The organism is Caballeronia eucalypticola (assembly GCF_047608185.1).
GTDB lineage: Bacteria > Pseudomonadota > Gammaproteobacteria > Burkholderiales > Burkholderiaceae > Caballeronia.
Window position 1 is genome coordinate 128,069 of record NZ_JBLKRU010000006.1, and the last position, 15,858, is coordinate 143,926.

The 15,858-nt window shown below is 59.4% G+C and carries 20 protein-coding genes, 1 tRNA gene, 1 pseudogene and 1 riboswitch; of the genes and pseudogenes, 11 read left to right on the plus strand and 11 right to left on the minus strand.

Annotated elements, in window-relative coordinates:
* Positions 1-2 precede the first annotated feature (2 nt).
* Positions 3-506, plus strand: a complete 504-nt coding sequence (locus ACMX25_RS09770; RefSeq protein ID WP_414949678.1) for a DUF3318 domain-containing protein — start codon at positions 3-5, stop codon at positions 504-506.
* Positions 507-522: 16 nt separating this feature from the next.
* Here ACMX25_RS09770 and ACMX25_RS09775 read toward each other — a convergent pair whose 3' ends face one another.
* The 3 genes from ACMX25_RS09775 to glyA form a co-directional block, all read right to left on the minus strand.
* A complete protein-coding gene (locus tag ACMX25_RS09775; RefSeq protein WP_414949531.1) occupies positions 523-912 on the minus strand; it encodes a type IV pilin protein in 390 nt (129 codons plus the stop codon).
* Between the two features lie 221 nt (positions 913-1,133).
* Complete coding sequence (gene nrdR / locus ACMX25_RS09780; protein WP_414949532.1) at positions 1,134-1,616, minus strand: transcriptional regulator NrdR; 483 nt, start codon at positions 1,614-1,616, stop codon at positions 1,134-1,136.
* Positions 1,617-1,619: 3 nt separating this feature from the next.
* Entirely contained in the window at positions 1,620-2,867 is a 1,248-nt protein-coding gene (glyA, locus tag ACMX25_RS09785; protein WP_414949534.1) for a serine hydroxymethyltransferase, read from the minus strand.
* 163 nt (positions 2,868-3,030) lie between these two features.
* A riboswitch (ZMP/ZTP riboswitch) is annotated at positions 3,031-3,130 on the minus strand.
* A gap of 323 nt (positions 3,131-3,453) precedes the next feature.
* Between glyA and ydfG the strand changes: the two genes are divergently transcribed.
* The 9 genes from ydfG to ACMX25_RS09830 all read left to right on the plus strand — a co-directional run bounded on the left by ydfG (position 3,454) and on the right by ACMX25_RS09830 (position 10,209).
* On the plus strand, positions 3,454-4,200 hold the full coding sequence (ydfG, locus tag ACMX25_RS09790; RefSeq protein WP_414949535.1) for a bifunctional NADP-dependent 3-hydroxy acid dehydrogenase/3-hydroxypropionate dehydrogenase YdfG: 747 nt from the start codon (positions 3,454-3,456) through the stop codon (positions 4,198-4,200).
* Between the two features lie 112 nt (positions 4,201-4,312).
* On the plus strand, positions 4,313-4,828 hold the full coding sequence (ybgC, locus tag ACMX25_RS09795) for a tol-pal system-associated acyl-CoA thioesterase (RefSeq protein WP_414949536.1): 516 nt from the start codon (positions 4,313-4,315) through the stop codon (positions 4,826-4,828).
* 191 nt (positions 4,829-5,019) lie between these two features.
* Entirely contained in the window at positions 5,020-5,697 is a 678-nt protein-coding gene (gene tolQ / locus ACMX25_RS09800; protein ID WP_299705389.1) for a protein TolQ, read from the plus strand.
* A gap of 10 nt (positions 5,698-5,707) precedes the next feature.
* Positions 5,708-6,154: a protein TolR gene (gene tolR / locus ACMX25_RS09805; RefSeq protein WP_299705386.1), complete on the plus strand. Its 447-nt coding sequence runs from the start codon at positions 5,708-5,710 to the stop codon at positions 6,152-6,154.
* Positions 6,151-7,248 (plus strand): cell envelope integrity protein TolA, encoded by a 1,098-nt coding sequence (gene tolA, locus ACMX25_RS09810; RefSeq protein ID WP_414949537.1) that lies wholly within the window; start codon positions 6,151-6,153, stop codon positions 7,246-7,248. The genes tolR and tolA overlap by 4 nt, the downstream gene beginning before the upstream one ends.
* Before the next feature lie 115 nt (positions 7,249-7,363).
* Entirely contained in the window at positions 7,364-8,656 is a 1,293-nt protein-coding gene (tolB, locus tag ACMX25_RS09815) for a Tol-Pal system beta propeller repeat protein TolB (protein ID WP_414949539.1), read from the plus strand.
* Between the two features lie 44 nt (positions 8,657-8,700).
* Positions 8,701-9,207, plus strand: a complete 507-nt coding sequence (gene pal / locus ACMX25_RS09820; RefSeq protein ID WP_299705380.1) for a peptidoglycan-associated lipoprotein Pal — start codon at positions 8,701-8,703, stop codon at positions 9,205-9,207.
* A 27-nt stretch (positions 9,208-9,234) separates the two neighbouring features.
* On the plus strand, positions 9,235-9,984 hold the full coding sequence (ybgF, locus tag ACMX25_RS09825; RefSeq protein WP_414949540.1) for a tol-pal system protein YbgF: 750 nt from the start codon (positions 9,235-9,237) through the stop codon (positions 9,982-9,984).
* A gap of 149 nt (positions 9,985-10,133) precedes the next feature.
* Positions 10,134-10,209: transfer RNA gene (locus tag ACMX25_RS09830), tRNA-Lys, on the plus strand.
* A 61-nt stretch (positions 10,210-10,270) separates the two neighbouring features.
* Here ACMX25_RS09830 and ACMX25_RS09835 read toward each other — a convergent pair.
* Positions 10,271-10,960 (minus strand): annotated as a pseudogene (locus tag ACMX25_RS09835) (nucleotidyl transferase AbiEii/AbiGii toxin family protein).
* Complete coding sequence (locus tag ACMX25_RS09840) at positions 10,960-11,439, minus strand: helix-turn-helix transcriptional regulator (RefSeq protein WP_414949542.1); 480 nt, start codon at positions 11,437-11,439, stop codon at positions 10,960-10,962. The pseudogene ACMX25_RS09835 and the gene ACMX25_RS09840 overlap by 1 nt, the downstream one beginning before the upstream one ends.
* A 234-nt stretch (positions 11,440-11,673) precedes the next feature.
* On the opposite strand from ACMX25_RS09840, the gene ACMX25_RS09845 reads away from it, so the two are divergent.
* On the plus strand, positions 11,674-12,102 hold the full coding sequence (locus tag ACMX25_RS09845; protein ID WP_414949543.1) for a DUF3293 domain-containing protein: 429 nt from the start codon (positions 11,674-11,676) through the stop codon (positions 12,100-12,102).
* Between the two features lie 54 nt (positions 12,103-12,156).
* Here ACMX25_RS09845 and ACMX25_RS09850 read toward each other — a convergent pair whose 3' ends face one another.
* From ACMX25_RS09850 to ACMX25_RS09875, 6 genes are all read right to left on the minus strand, one after another.
* On the minus strand, positions 12,157-12,489 hold the full coding sequence (locus ACMX25_RS09850; RefSeq protein ID WP_414949544.1) for a DUF4148 domain-containing protein: 333 nt from the start codon (positions 12,487-12,489) through the stop codon (positions 12,157-12,159).
* A gap of 104 nt (positions 12,490-12,593) precedes the next feature.
* Positions 12,594-13,082 (minus strand): hypothetical protein, encoded by a 489-nt coding sequence (locus ACMX25_RS09855; protein WP_414949546.1) that lies wholly within the window; start codon positions 13,080-13,082, stop codon positions 12,594-12,596.
* Between the two features lie 53 nt (positions 13,083-13,135).
* On the minus strand, positions 13,136-13,690 hold the full coding sequence (bamE, locus tag ACMX25_RS09860; protein ID WP_414949547.1) for an outer membrane protein assembly factor BamE domain-containing protein: 555 nt from the start codon (positions 13,688-13,690) through the stop codon (positions 13,136-13,138).
* 43 nt (positions 13,691-13,733) lie between these two features.
* Positions 13,734-14,654 carry a peptidoglycan DD-metalloendopeptidase family protein gene (locus tag ACMX25_RS09865; RefSeq protein WP_414949549.1) on the minus strand — a complete coding sequence of 307 codons (921 nt, stop codon included), beginning with the start codon at positions 14,652-14,654 and terminating at the stop codon, positions 13,734-13,736.
* A gap of 56 nt (positions 14,655-14,710) precedes the next feature.
* The gene (locus ACMX25_RS09870) at positions 14,711-14,887 is read right to left on the minus strand and encodes a hypothetical protein (RefSeq protein WP_414949550.1); all 177 of its coding nucleotides are present in this window, start codon (positions 14,885-14,887) and stop codon (positions 14,711-14,713) included.
* 212 nt (positions 14,888-15,099) lie between these two features.
* Entirely contained in the window at positions 15,100-15,759 is a 660-nt protein-coding gene (locus ACMX25_RS09875; protein WP_414949551.1) for a VTT domain-containing protein, read from the minus strand.
* Between the last annotated feature and the right edge of the window lie 99 nt (positions 15,760-15,858).

Genomic DNA, 15,858 nt, shown 5'->3' on the forward strand with positions numbered 1-15,858 from the left:
CCATGAGTCACTACGACGATACCTTCAAAGCCCAGAAGCGAGCGACCGCGCACAAGCTAAGCACGCCCCACATGCGCGCATTGCGTAAAGAATTGCTGATCGCGCGGGCGGACGTCGAGCGCATGGAACTTGCGCAAGCGAGCGCCGATTTGCGTTACAAGTTCTCTCATTTCAGCGTCCTGAGTTTGCTGATGCCGGGGCGCCGCAAACGCGGCCGGGCATCGAGCGGCAACGGCTTTATGAGCCGCTTGGGTGGGCTGAGCGGCCTGTTCAGCGGGGGGGGAGGCCTCGGCCTGTTGCTCAAGCAATACCCCGTTGTAAGTTCGCTCGCTTCGCTGGTGCTCACGAAACCCGTGCGCAGCCGGCTGCTCGCGAGCGCGAAGCCGATACTCAAGTGGGGCGGTTTGGGCCTGGTGGGTTGGGAGGCGTATCGAGTGTGGCAGCAGATCAAGTCGAATCCGGACAAGCCGGTGGTGTCCGACGTTGTTGTCGATCCGGAAACTTGAGGCGCTAGGAATTCGTTCATTTTCGACTCCAGCACGCCGCCACTTTGGGCGGCGTGAGTTTTTCCGCCGACCGAATTGACCTGACACCCGTCGCATCCAGCGAATAGATTCCGCACACGTCGTTTGCGTCGACCGGCTGGGCTTCAATCGAATACCCGCCGTTCTGCTCCGTCTCGCCGAGCATCCGCAACACGTAAATTGGCGCACCCCACGCCGGCGCCTGATTCAAGCCAAGCGGCAGCTGGGCAGCAACTTCATTGCCCGAACCCGTTCGCGCACTCTCCACGTATTGAGCGGCGCGATACAACGCGCTCACCGCGTCCAGTCGACGCCCTCTTGCCACCTGTTCCCGATAAACCGGCATCGCAAACGCAACGATGATCGCCGCCATGCCGAGCGTGATCATCAATTCGAGCAGCGTGAAGCTCGACCAGCGTGAAGCCTAACGGACATATTAAATTCATCTGCATTCCTTATCGATTGGACTGAATCAACGCTCAATCTAAAGAGAATTTTCGATGTCCGCTATTAGCCGATCGGTCGAGTATCGGACGTGCGAAAGCTTCGACATGCTATCGAAACGATCCCAGGCTCAAGCGAGAGAGGACCAACGAAATGCAGAAACGCTCAGCGTTTGCGGGGACTGGTTTTGCGCGGCGCGGCGCGCCGGAATTCCTCGAGCACGTCCTCGAATTCGGACACGTCTTCAAAGCGTTTGTAGACCGAAGCAAAACGCACGTAGGCAATGGTGTCCAACTGGCGCAGCTCGTTCATCACGAGTTCACCCAGACGGTCGCTGCGAACTTCGCGCTCACCGCTGCCAAGCAATTGGTATTCGACCCGCGCAACGGCGGCGTCAACTGCGTCAGCCGCAACCGGACGCTTGCGCAGCGCCAGTTGCATGCTCGCTACAATTTTCGCGCGATCGAATTCGGTACGGCTGCCATCCTTCTTTACGACCGACGGCAACGCGAGTTCCACGCGCTCATACGTGGTGAAGCGTTTGTCGCAAGCGGGGCAACGCCGCCGCCGGCGAATTGCCGCCCCGTCTTCCGACACGCGCGAATCCGCCACTTGCGTGTCCTCATGCCGGCAAAAGGGGCAGCGCATGGCTTAGCCGTAGACCGGGAATTGCGTGGTCAACGCGGCGACCTTCGCGCGTACGCGCTCGAGGTTGGCTTCGTCGTCCGGCGCATCCAGCACGTCGGCAAACAGGTTGCCCACCTGCTCGGCCTCAGCCACGCCAAAGCCGCGCGTGGTCATGGCCGGCGAGCCGATACGCACGCCGCTCGTGACGAACGGCTTCTCCGGATCGTTCGGAATCGCGTTCTTGTTCACGGTGATATGCGCTTTGCCGAGTGCAGCTTCCGCTGCCTTGCCGGTGATGTGCTTGGCGCGCAGGTCGACGAGCATCACGTGGCTTTCAGTGCGGCCCGAGACAATTCGCAGGCCGCGCTTCACCAGCGTTTCGGCGAGCACCCGCGCGTTGTCTACGACTTGCTGCTGATACGCCTTGAATTCCGGCGACAACGCTTCCTTGAACGCAACAGCCTTGCCGGCGATCACGTGCATGAGCGGGCCGCCTTGAATGCCCGGGAAGATGGCCGAGTTAATTTGTTTCTCGTACTCGGCCTTCATCAGGATCACGCCGCCGCGCGGACCGCGCAGGCTCTTGTGAGTCGTAGTCGTGACGAAATCCGCGAACGGCACCGGGTTCGGATAAACGCCGGCTGCGATCAGACCGGCGTAATGCGCCATGTCGACCATGAAATACGCGCCAACGCTCTTCGCAATCTTCGACAAGCGCTCGAAATCGATCTTCAGCGCGAACGCCGAAGCGCCTGCCACGATCAGCTTCGGCTTGTGCGTTTTGGCGAGCTCTTCGGTCTTGTCGTAGTCAATGTCTTCGGCTTCGTTCAGGCCGTAGCTCACCACGTTGAACCATTTGCCCGACATGTTCACCGGCGAACCGTGGGTGAGGTGACCACCTTCGGCCAGGCTCATGCCCATGATGGTGTCGCCCGGCTTGAGCATGGCGAAAAACACGCCTTGATTGGCTTGCGAGCCGGAATTGGGCTGCACGTTGGCGGCTTCGGCGCCAAACAGTTGTTTCACGCGGTCAATAGCCAACTGCTCGACAATATCGACGTACTCGCAGCCGCCGTAATAGCGCTTGCCCGGGTAGCCTTCTGCGTATTTGTTGGTGAGTTGCGAGCCCTGAGCGGCCATGACAGCCGGGCTCGTGTAGTTTTCCGACGCGATCAGTTCGATGTGATCTTCCTGGCGCTGGTTTTCCTGTTCGATCGCCGCGAACAATTCCGGATCGACTTGGGCGATAGTACTTTGGGCTTTATCAAACATACGTTTTCCGTTGAATGGATGCCAGTTGACCGGATCGCGCGTGCACATATGCACCGCGTTCGCCTACAGCGCGAAGCACGATGGGTCCCAAGCGAGGCGGAAGAGAGAAGCTCCGGTTACGCGAGACGGACAGCCACCGGCAACGCAACGAGCGCGTGCGGATCTCAGCTGCCCAGGCGAACGGCAAAACGACACCCTGCGCTTCCCGGTGGGTTAATCCACCTTGGATCCGAAGATCCTTGTCGCCAGTTACGCAGGGCTGGAGCGCCCTAGTTTAATGGGCTGCCTGAGAATAGGCAACTGCCGGAAAACGCCTTAAACAGGTGCTTTCAAGGCCATAAAGTTCCGTCGGCCGCGGCGTGCGAGTGTGACAAAGCGGCTAAAATTGCCGGCCGGGAGCGAAATTTGCACTGCTCCGCGGTCCTGTCCAGTCGAATTGAATGATTCATTGGCATAAAAACTGGCAACTTGTCGCGTCGCAGCAATGGAAGTACGCTGTTCGGCTTTCCCGCACGCGCCCAGGTGCCGCAGCGTGAAAACTCGCTTACCGTAACCTGAACAGCAACCTTACAACCGGAATCCGCACATGATCGTATTTGTCACTGGCGCGTCCGCCGGCTTCGGCGCAGCTATCGCCCGCACGTTTGTAAAAGGTGGCCATCGCGTGATTGCAACCGCGCGCCGCAAAGACCGTCTGTTGGCGCTATCGCAGGAACTTGGCGACGCGCTGCTGCCCGTCGAACTCGACGTTCGCGATGAAGCCGCGATCAAATCGGCTGTCGCGGCGCTCCCGGAAGCCTTTTCGCAGATCGACGTGCTCGTCAACAATGCCGGCCTGGCGCTCGGCCTGGAACCGGCACAGCGCGCGAGCCTCGACGACTGGAACAACATGATCGATACCAATTGCAAGGGGCTCGTCACGGTCACGCACGCGTTGTTGCCGGGCATGGTCGAACGCAATCGCGGGCACGTGTTCAATTTGAGTTCGGTCGCGGCGACGTATCCCTATCCGGGTGGCAACGTCTACGGCGCGACCAAGGCGTTCGTGCGCCAGTTCAGCCTGAACCTGCGTGCAGACCTGAACGGCACGGCGCTGCGCGTAACCGATATCGAACCGGGCCTGTGCGGCGGCACTGAGTTCTCGAACGTGCGCTTCAAAGGTGACGACTCGAAGGCGGCGAACGTCTACAAGGACGTGCAACCGCTGACGGCCGAAGACATTGCCGACTCCATCTATTGGATCGCCACCCGCCCGGCGCACGTGAATATCAACACGATCGAGTTGATGCCGGTCGCTCAGTCGTTCGGGCCGCTGAACGTGCATCGCGGCTGATCCAGGTATCCGTGAATACGACCGGCGCTCAGTCGATAGTTGCCGGAAAGCAGCAACCGGCACCACGATTCGACGGACGTTTCGCGGCTTCCGGTAAAATGCGTGGATGAACATGTCCACCAGCGAGCCTCAGCAGGCGAAAGGCCTCTTGACCTTCGATTGGCCGCTCCGGGTCTATTACGAAGACACCGACGCTGGCGGCATCGTCTTCTACGCGAACTACCTGAAGTTTTTCGAACGGGCGCGCACTGAATGGCTGCGCGCGTGCGGCATCGACCAGCGTGTATTGGCCGAGTCAGACGGCGTATTGTTCGTCGTCAAGCGCACGGCGGTGGAATACTCGGCGCCGGCGCGCCTTGACGATGTCGTTCACGTGATGAGCCGGATCGAGCGTATTGGCCGAGCATCGGTGGATTTCCATCAGGAAGCCTGGCGAGACGGCATTTTGCTCGCGTCCGGCAACATCAAGGTGGCGTCGGTCAGTCTCGGCGCTATCCGCCCGGTCGGCATTCCCGCCTGCGTGCTCAACGGGTTGCGTCGCGGACCGCAAGAGTCTGTCTCAATTAACGCGTCAACCGTGCCAATGTCAGCACCGTTTAAAACATCTTGTTCAGAAAAACCCATGTAGACAAAGACCTTTTGACTCCATCAAGACCTGAACCGAACCGAATCGAGCCCGCGTGCCATCAGGCATGCGGGCACAGAAGTACCGAGCATCTGCTGGCAAGCCTGCCGACGCTTTCAGTCATTTATCGAAAGCCTGACAGTTCCCTGCCAGCGCGCCTCGGACGCCCCTTTGGGACGTAACAGCGGACTTTTATGAACACTACACAAGACCTGTCGATCATTTCTCTCGTCATCCATGCCAGCCTGTTGGCGCAGGCCGTCATGGCGCTGTTGCTGATACTGTCGTTGTTGTCGTGGACCTACATCATCCGCAAGTGGTTTGCCATCCGGCGTGCGCGCAATCAGACCGAGCGCTTCGAACGAGACTTCTGGTCGGGCGGCGACCTGCAGGCGCTTTATCAAAGCGCTGCCAACAACCGCCACACCATTGGCGCGCTCGAGCGGATCTTCGAATCGGGCATGCGTGAGTTCCTCAAGGGCAAAGAGCGCCGCATGAACGATCCGGCGGCCATTCTCGATGGCTCCCGCCGCGCCATGCGTGCCGCGTTCCAGCGTGAAATGGATGTGCTCGAAGTGAATCTCGCGTTTCTCGCGTCGGTGGGGTCGGTCAGTCCGTATATTGGTTTGTTCGGCACGGTCTGGGGGATCATGAATTCGTTCCGCGGCCTCGCAAACGTCCAGCAGGCAACGCTTGCGAACGTGGCGCCGGGTATTGCCGAAGCACTTGTGGCTACGGCAATCGGCCTGTTCGCAGCAATTCCGGCGGTGGTGGCGTACAACCGCTATGCACACGATATCGACCGGCTGGCCATCCGCTTCGAAACGTTTATCGAAGAGTTCTCGAACATCTTGCAGCGTCAGGCTCACTAAGGAGTTCAGAATGGCCGGAGGTCCAATGCGTTCCAGCATGCGCGGCAGTTCAAGGCGCGCCATGTCCGACATCAACGTCGTGCCGTACATCGACGTCATGCTCGTGTTGCTCGTTATTTTCATGGTGACCGCTCCGCTCGTCTCGCCGTCCATCATCAACCTGCCAACGGTCGGTAATGCAGCGCCGCAGGAGCAAACGCCTCCGGTCGTGGTCAATATCAAGGCCGACGGCAGCATGAACGTGCGCTACAAGGACGACGGCGGCGCGGCACAGCAGCAGAACATGACCGAAGGCGACCTCAAGACTTTCGTGCTGAATCGGCAGGAGTCGCATCCCGACCAGCCGGTCGTGATTGCCGCCGACAAGACCGTGAAATATGAAGTCGTTATGAACGTAATGTCCGATATGAAGGCGCGAGGCGTCAAACGGGTCGGATTGTTAGTTAAATCGCAATGATGAATCAGCAGCCCAGCGGGCACCCTGGCGCGCGGACCAGCGCGCGCCCCATCCGTCCGCCGCGTGAACGCGGGACATGGAAGGCGTTCGCGCTCGCCGCGCTGATGCACGTGCTGCTTGGGATCCTCCTGTATCACGGCGTCAACTGGCAAAACAACACCCCGGCGGGCGCCGAGGCGGAGCTGTGGACCGAGATCCCGGATCTGTCGGTGCCTACGCCCCGCGTTACGCCGCCGCCCGCCCCGCCGATCAAGGTGCAGCCTGCGCCGCCGCCGGCGAAGGACGAGGACGCTGACATCGCCTTGCAGGAAAAGAAGCGTAAACAGCAGGAGGCGACAGCGCGCGCCGCGCAACTCGCCGAACAGCAGCGTGCGCAACAGCTGGCCGATCAGGAAGCCGAAGCGAAGCGCCAGCAGCAGCTCGCAGCACAGCAGGCCGCGCAGCAAGCTGCTTTAGCCGCGCAAAAGGCGGTTCAGGACAAGCAAAAGCAAGCCGATAAGCAAAAGCAGCTCGCTCAACAAAAGCTCGAGCAGCAGAAGACGCAACAGGCTAAGGAGAAGGAAGCTGACGCAGCGAAAGCCGCGGCGCAGCAGAAGGAAGCCGAAGCGAAGGCACAAGAACAGGCAGACGCCAAGGCTAAGGCTCAGGCGGATGCGAAGGCTAAAGCCAAGGCCCAGGCCGACGCGCAGGCGAAGGCGAAGCTTGATAAGGAACGTAACGCCCGTTTGGCAGCGCTGCAAGGTCAGGCTGGCGGGGGCACGAGTTCAAGCGGTGACGGGCTCGCCAAGAGTGGCACGGGTCACGGCGCGGGTGGGACGGCAACGTCGGCTGGCTATGCGGAGAAGGTGCAGCGTCGCGTGCGTCCGAACATCGTGTGGGCGGGGGAAACGGCGGGACTTGAGACGGTGGTCTCGGTACGCGTGTCGCCGTCGACGGGTACGTTGTTGTCGTCAACAATTCAGCGCTCGAGCGGCAATGAGCAGTGGGACCAGGCGGCGTTGCGCGCAGTTCAGCGCTCGGATCCGATGCCCCTGGATACCAACGGCCAGGCGCCCGGCACGTTTACGATCACATTGCGTCCGGCGGGTGGTTGAACAGACATGGTAAAACGACGGTGCACAGTGAGCCCTAACGGGAACGAATTGTGCATCCGGCGGTCTGTTCTGCTGCCGCCGGTAGTTTAAAAATCGCTTTTCTGGAACCAGATACATGAGTTTGATGACGAAGCTTGGCCTGAAAACACTTGTTGCATCCTGCCTGATCGCCGCGGGCAGCGCTGCCCACGCGCAGTTGAACGTGCTTGTCACGGGCGTGGGTTCTACCCAATTTCCTATTGCCACCGCCACGTTTGCCAACGAAGCCAGTTCGCCGCAGCAGATCAGCGCGATTGTTCGTCAGGATTTGGCGCGCAGCGGTAAGTTCACGAATATTGATGCGGGTGGTACGCCTGTTTCGGAAACGGACTCGGTCGATCTCGGCAGCTGGAAAGCCAAAGGCGCGGACGCGTTTGTCTCCGGCAGCGTGAATCGCCTGCCGAACGGTCAGTACGAAGTGCGCTTCCGGCTTTACGACACGGTCAAGCAGCAAAGCTTGGGCGGCCTGTCGCTCGTCAGCCCGGAAAGCGGTCTGCGCATGAGTGCGCACAAGATTGCGGACTATATCTACGCAAAATTGCTGGGTGATCGTGGTGTTTTCGCGACGCGCCTCTCGTACGTGATCAAGACCGGCGGCCGTTATCAGTTGCAGATTTCGGACTCCGATGGTCAGGATGCGCGCATTGCGCTGTCCAGCCCCGAGCCGATCATCTCGCCGGCGTGGTCGCCTGATGGCACCAAGGTCGCGTACGTCTCGTTCGAAAAGAAAAAGCCCGTTGTTTATATACACGACCTGCCGACAGGCAAGCGTGTGATCGTATCGAATCAGAAAGGCAATAACAGTGCACCGGCATGGTCACCGGACGGCCGCAAGCTCGCGGTCGCCTTGTCGACTACCGGCAACACGCAGATTTTCCAGGTGAACGCAGACGGCAGTGGTTTGCGTCGCCTGACGCAGGGCAGCTCGATTGACACCGAGCCGGCTTACTCTCCCGATGGCAACACGATTTATTTCACGAGCGACCGCGGCGGCCAGCCTCAGATCTACAAGATGTCGGCGAACGGCGAAAGCGCCGGCCAGGCACAGCGCGTCACATTCACGGGCAATTACAATACAAGCCCGCGAGTGAGCCCGGACGGCAAGCAGATTGCGTACATTTCGCGTGTTGGCGGCGGCTTCAAGCTGTATTTGCTGGACCTCGGGTCCGGCACGGCGACGGGCCTGACCGACACCACGCATGACGAATCGCCCAGTTTTGCGGCGAATGGTCAGTACATCCTCTACGCCACCCAGGTGGACGGGCGTGGCGTGTTGGCTGCCGTATCGACCGATGGTCGTACGCGGCAAGTCTTGTCGCTTCAGGGGGGCAGCGTACGCGAGCCATCCTGGGGTCCGTTCATGCAATAAACCTCACGCAATAACTTAAGCAGCAACACACAAGGAGAGTAACCATGATGTCTAAAATTCGTTTCGGCTTTGCAGTGGCGATGGTCGGTGCATTGGCCGCATGTCATTCAGGCGTCAAGCTGGATGAAGGTGCAAACAAAGGCGCGATCGGCACGCAACCCGACGCGAACGCCGTTCAACAGGTCAACGTCGACCCGCTGAACGATCCAAACAGCCCGCTGGCAAAACGCAGCATTTACTTCGACTTCGACAGCTACGCTGTTCGTGACGACTATCAGCCGCTGCTGCAACAACACGCGCAGTATCTGAAGAGCCACCCGGATCGTCATGTCCTGATCCAGGGCAACACCGACGAACGCGGCACGAGCGAATACAACCTGGCATTGGGCCAGAAGCGTGCTGAAGCGGTGCGTCGCGCAATGTCGCTGCTGGGCGTGGCCGATTCGCAAATGGAAGCCGTGAGTCTGGGCAAGGAAAAGCCGCAGGCAACCGGGCATGACGAGTCGTCGTGGGCGCAGAATCGCCGCGCTGACCTCGCTTATCAACAGTAACGTAACCAGTCACGGGTGAGTCGCCGTATGTTGTATCGCTTCCCCTCGCTGCGCGCGGTCGCAGTTGCATGTTTGTTAGGTTCGGCCGTGGTCGGCGGGTCGGCGCACGCGGCGTTGTTTGACGACAATGAAGCACGTAAAGCCGTGCTCGATTTGCGCACGAAAACGGACAGTCTGGCTAGCCAGTTGTCCGCCGCTCAGCGCACGATCCTCGATCAATCGAATCGTCTCGACCAGTTGAATCAGCAGGTCGCTACGCTTCGAGGCCAGAACGAGGACTTGGCCAATCAATTGACGACGGTGCAAAAGCAGCAAAAGGACTACTACACCGACCTCGATGGCCGGTTGAAGAAGTTCGAACCGCAGCAGCAGACGGTGGATGGCGTGCAAGGGACGGTGCAACCCGGCGAGACTGAATCGTTCAATGCGGCGTCAACGCAGTTCCGTAACGGCGACTTCAAGAATGCTGCAGCGTCGTTCAAGACGTTTGTCGCCAAGTATCCGGACAGCCCTTACCAGCCGACCGCGCAATATTGGTTGGGTAATGCGCAGTACGCTCTGCGTGATTACAAGGGATCGACAGCAACCTGGCAAAATCTGGTGACGAAATATCCGACGCATCCGCGGGCAGCCGATGCGCTGCTCGCGATCGCGAACAACCAGATTGAACAGGGTCAGAAAGCGGCCGCGAAAAAGACGCTGGATCAGGTCATCTCGCAGTACGGTGGAACGGAAGCCGCGCAGTCGGCTCAAAGCAAGATGTCGCAGGTGAAGTAAGCGAAGCTGGTCTTTGCGCCTCTCGTTGAAAGAGCCCGTAGCGTGGTTGCTGCGGGCTTTTTCTTTGGTTTTTCTCCGTTCCGCGATGCGGTGCTTTTTTACGCTCCGTTGACAACTTATGGTCTGTGTGACTATAATTTCGGCTCTTTGGGTCGTTAGCTCAGCTGGTAGAGCAGCGGACTTTTAATCCGTTGGTCACAGGTTCGAATCCCGTACGGCCTACCAAAGACATAAAGGGCTCAGCGCAAGCTGAGCCCTTTTCTCGTTTGTGGGCGCTGAACGAATGTCACGATCGCGGCCTGTGCACAGGTCCGGCCTCGGGAATCTCTCGCAAAAATTCAGTTGCGAGAGCAACGGCACGATCGAAGGTGGGCGTGTAGCCCAAGGTCCGAATGTCTGAGAACCCTTGACGGATGAACACGTCGCGCGCAGCCAGCTGCTCAAGAAAAGTGTCTCGATGGCGGACCAGGAATTCCCCAGCCGCCAGCAATGCAGCGGGGTCACGCTCAATCACGAGGCTGAGGTCGAAGAAATCACGCGCGGTCGCTCGATCACCCCGATGCCACATTTTCTTCGCCACGATTTCAGCCGCCGTCTCCACTTTCACCGCACGATCGAGCAAGGTCCATTGATCGTATCCAGGGTCGGTCAGATTCGGAGAAACAACGAAGTCGATCTCGCTTCAGGCAGAAGCAGCTTCACGAATTGCGTGCTCTTCATACTCGGTCGTGATGTACGAGGCGACCTCGCTGATGCGCGGATTCACGAAACCCAGGTACTGCGGATCTGGCACAAAAATATCGATGTCCTTGCTGAGCCTATGACCGTATCGCAACATCAGCACGGTGCCGCCGCCAAAGGTCCAAAAGGGATCGGAGCGCTCGTGCTCGGCGATTTCATCGATGAGCGTAAGCGCGTGACCAGGCAGGCTCTTCCACGGCCCGTCCGGTAACGCATGAGAGGAGTGAGTAGTCATCAATCCCACACCCGACGATAGAGATGCAGGTCTTTCGACCACGTAGCGAGATTTTTCCAGATCTTCTTGGGCGCGACGCCGGACGATCTAGCCGCCTCCTCAACAGCTTTAACCACAACCGGAACGGGCACCTCATCCAGAATGACGGAGACCTGCGGCTCATAGCCAGCGGGAATTTTTCCCGTTGCGAATGCGCGAGCAAGTTGGACTTCCGTCAGCGTTCGCTTATAGCTAACGTTCGCGCTCACGGATGCCTTGAACAGCCCCTTTTGTTCGGGCCGCGGACTGGCCGTCAGTTCGATCCCAAGAACGGTGAGAAGCGGGATAAGTTTGTTGATTCCCAGATCCTTCACCTTGCCAGTCTCAAGTTGGTTGACCGTGAACCGGGAGAGCCCGCTAAGCTTCGCGAGTTGCGCTTGCGTCAGGTCGAGCTCCGCCCGCCGTCTCGCGACTGACTGACCAATCTCGTAGAGTTGCATGATTACTCCTGCGCCAGAACGGAAAACACGATATCGAATATGTAAAGTATATCCTACATGTTTGCGCAGGTATCTCGGCCGCAACATCTAATTGAGCTGCCAGTTCCGCAACATGTAACGTCGCCTCGCTATCAGACTAAACGCGCCCAAGCGCACGCAACGACGCCCCGCGGCAGTCTGATACGATTTCTACAACATACGGACGGCTCTCGCAGCAACGCCAAGGAGATTGCTTTGCAATTCAATTCGGCCATCGACCCGGACATGCTCCGGGCTTATGAGGAAACCTATTATCGTGTCTTGGGCGATGCCCCGGTAACGCTGCGTGTAGGGCACGCCAATCCCGATCTGGCCAAACTTCATCGGACCTTCGGCGTCGACTGTAGTGCGTTTATTACCGCGGCGAATCCGTTGAGCACATTGACCAGCGCAACGGTGAACGCGGCCCGGCAAGCCGCACTTGCCGAGCAGCTTGCACTAATGAGCCTGCGTTTTATCGAAGGGATCGGCGAGCATCCGTCGGGAACATGGCCGGGTGAACCAAGTTCTCTGGTCCTTGGCCTAAAACTTAGTGATGCCAAACAACTTGGTACGAAACACGCGCAAAATGCAATCATATGGTGCGGTTCGGACACCGTGCCTCAACTGATCCTGCTACGGTAATTCGTGCGAGCGGCTAAAGTGGCTCACGGTAAAAGTCTTAGACCAGGGCGGCCATCACGAACCCGCATAGATGTTGCAGAAGCTGTACGGCCCGACACAGGCTTCATGACTCAGGCTGCTCATATTCGCCGAGCGCGACGAACTGGCACTCGAACCGGAGGCAACGCCGCCATAAGCCGACGCGCCTTGCTTTGCCTGCGCGACCTGATTCGTATAGATGCGAGCCACATCGGGATATGACGCGTTGCTAACGCGCTGTGACCCGTCTTGTTGCGCTTCAGCGAGTTGCTGACGCACATCGGCGCGCGTCAGTCCTTGAGACTGAGCAAATGCGCTTGACGATGCAAGAACAGCGGCGGACATCACGAACAGGGCGATCTTTTTCATTTTCGACTCCAGAGTGTTTAACGGGTTGGTACTAGGGCGAACCCATTTTTTTCCCGTCTATTCCGGATAAATCGAAAATAATTTGCGAGGGTGTCTGGCGACGCTTATCGCTGACTCGCACTCGTCATTGGTGTCAGATCGTCGATCGCCGGCAGTCGCGTGCCACCGCTTCTTCTTTGCGACGGTGTCGGCGCGTCGTATACGCCCCGGCGCCTGCACTCGGCACACCATCGTCGTGTGGCAACCTCGGCTTGCGCGTCCCAGCTATGTCCGAACGCGCATTCCCATTGCAACGCCGTGGCGGCATCGACATAGCTCGCCGACAACAATCTCCCGCCCCGCTCCTCAGCAAGGGCCTTGAGACGCTCGGTGTGCTGCTCGCGGCGCTGAGTCGCGCAGTTCATGCAGCGCACGTTCTGCGCGGCGCTGACGCCGTCGTCCCACGCGTGTCCGCGCTCGCATTGCCAGCTCGCGTTTGCCGTTTCAAGCGTCCCAAGCGCTGCAAACGCCGTCGCCCGGTCCGCGCGATGACGCGCCGCCAGCGTCATGAGCGCCTCGCGCTCAATAGCGTGTCTTGATTTCTGGTGATCCATCGGTCGGGGTACCGCGATGTTGAAACGACCCGTGAAACGCCCCGCCACGCGACTCAATGCTTGCCGCCGCCCAACGCTTCCGATCGCGACGTGGTCGTCACAATGCCATCGGGGCCGAAATGCGCGTTGAACATGGCGTCACGCGTCACGCCGCCCTCTTCCCAATGCCAGCTCCACACGCGCTCTTGCTTGAGCGGATATTCGGCGATGGTCGTCGGCTTGCCCAACAAGCGCCGCACTTCGTCCTGCGTCATGCCCGGCCGGATCTTGGCGATGTTCGCAGCCGTCAGCACCTGCGTAACCGAAACGAATTTGCCGTTAGGATCGATATCGACGAAATAGGTGTTCGTCCCCGCCGGACCACGCGGATATTCGAAACGCTTCGAGCCGTCGGTGTAGTTGCGCGTCGTTTCAGGTTCGCCCATCTGGTCGAGAATCTGCGCCTCGGTCGTCACGCCCGGCGTCAGGTCCTTCAGCAGCAAGGTGTCGGGTTTGACGGCGTTAAAGAACGCTCTGAGCTTGTTCATGGCGTCCGCGTTTTGCTGGTCGTTGCAACCCGCAAGCAGCACGGCAGATGCGCACGCGGTGGCGAGCAGGAACCGTTTCATATTGGCCTCGCTCCCGTTGTATGCGCGCTCTGAACCGTGTTCATCACCCGGCCTTCTTCAGCGACGGCACCGGATCCACGGCCTGCCCCGACTTGCGCAGTTCGAAGTGAAGCAACGGCTTGTTGCTCGGCCCGTTCCCCATTTCCGCGATATTCGCACCCTGGCGGACGGTATCGCCTTCCTTCACCAGCAGCTTGCCGTTGTGCGCGTAGGCTGTCAGGAAGTCGTTGCTGTGCTTGACGATAATCATCTGGCCGTAAGCGCGCAAACCGCTGCCCGCATACACGACCCTGCCAGCCGCCGCGGCTTTCACCGGTTCGCCGAGCTTGCCGCCAATATCGATACCCTTGCTGCCGCCTTCGCCGAACTTCGTGATCACGTCGCCTTGTGCCGGCCACGTGAGCCACGCGCCCTTCGAGTTGATTGCGGGCGTGCTGGTGTCGGCCGGGGCGCTGTTGTTGCTCGCGGTCGCGGCCGGTGCGCCGATGATCGGCGGCCCGGCCTTCGATGCCGCCGCCGATGAAGCCTGTTTGCTCCAGTCGTCAGCGCTGGCGGCCGTGCCCGTGCTACCCGGCGGCGCGACGCGCAACAACTGGTCGACGTTGACCTGCATGCTTTCCGGCAGGTTGTTCCACTTGATGAGGTCGGACGGGCGCTGCTTTTGCGCGCGGGCGATGCCATACAGCGTATCGCCCGGCTTCACGCGATAAAACCCTGGCCCGGCATCGGCCTGCACCGGCGCGATGGCAGACGGTCCGGCCGCTGACCCGGCGCCCGGCGGCGTAGTAGAGATCACCGCAGGCGAACTCGCGCCGCCCGTGGACTGCTCGACGATAGGCGCGGGCGTCATCGCTGTCCCGCAACCGGCTATCGAGACAGCCACGCCAATGGAAACGAGCGCACCGAGCACTCCCCCGCGGCCGTTGACGGCCCATCCTGAATTACCTGAACGCGATACCGCCATGCTTGCCGTCTTCCCTGACTTCCAGATATTGATATTTCCGGGCTGCTTGCGAGCGCTCAGAACCGCATGCCGGCGCCACATCCGCCAAAAGCCCCGCCGTTCGTCGCGCTGCCGCCGCAGCCAAAAATCCCGCAGCCGCAGAGCAGCGCCGTGACACCCAGCACCGCCACCACCAGCCTGAGACGGCGCCAGTTGCGCGCCGCTCCCGCTTCACTTCTTGTTCGTTCCAACATTTGCTATAAGACCTCGCCAACCTTCGCCAGCATAAAACATTTAACGTTGGTTCACGAAATAACAGCGTCGTTCATTTCGATATTCGAAACACCGAGCCAACCATTCGGCATTCTAACCTTTTACGTTTTGGCGGCGAAGACGCCGGCGGTCCGAATACCTTGCCCGTCATATTCACGCTTTTGAACCGCGCGTTTGAACCAACCAATCCCGTTTAATTACTCGCTTTACGCCGCATGACTTTCCACAACGCGCCCAGCGCGATCGGTACGATTGCCGCGCACACGCCGATCAGCGCGATCACGTTTAAGTACTGGCGGATAAACGGAATATTGCCGAAGAAATAACCGAGCAATACGAGCAGCAATACCCAGAACAGTGCGCCGAGTATGTTGAACAATTGAAAGCGCGAGGCTTTCATCGCCGATGCACCCGCGACGAATGGCGCAAACGTCCTCACAATCGGCACGAAGCGCGCGAGAACGATGGTTTTGCCGCCGTGGCGCGCGTAGAAACCTTGCGTCTTGCGAAGCGCTTCGCGATCAAGGAAACGTTCGAGCACGGGAATGTGGGTATCGAAGACCTTGGGGCCGATCGCGCGGCCAATCCAGTAATTCACCGTGTTCCCGAGGATCGCCGCGATCAGCAGCAGCACGATCAACGCACCAAGATCCATCGATCCGCTCGCCGCGAACGCGCCGCCAATGAACAACAGCGAATCACCCGGCAGGAACGGAAACACCACGAGTCCGGTTTCGCAGAACACGATCAGGAACAGCACCGCGTACACCCAGCCGCCGTAATGCTGGATGAAAAATCCAAGCGATTTGTCGATATGGAGAATAAGACTCAGGAATGACAGCAGCGTATCCAAAAGAGGGCCTCGACCAAGATGAAATAAGCGGAAAACTGGCAACGACTGCGTGCGTGCGCGGGCATATCGTTGCAAAAACGTTGCGATAAAAACAGTCGC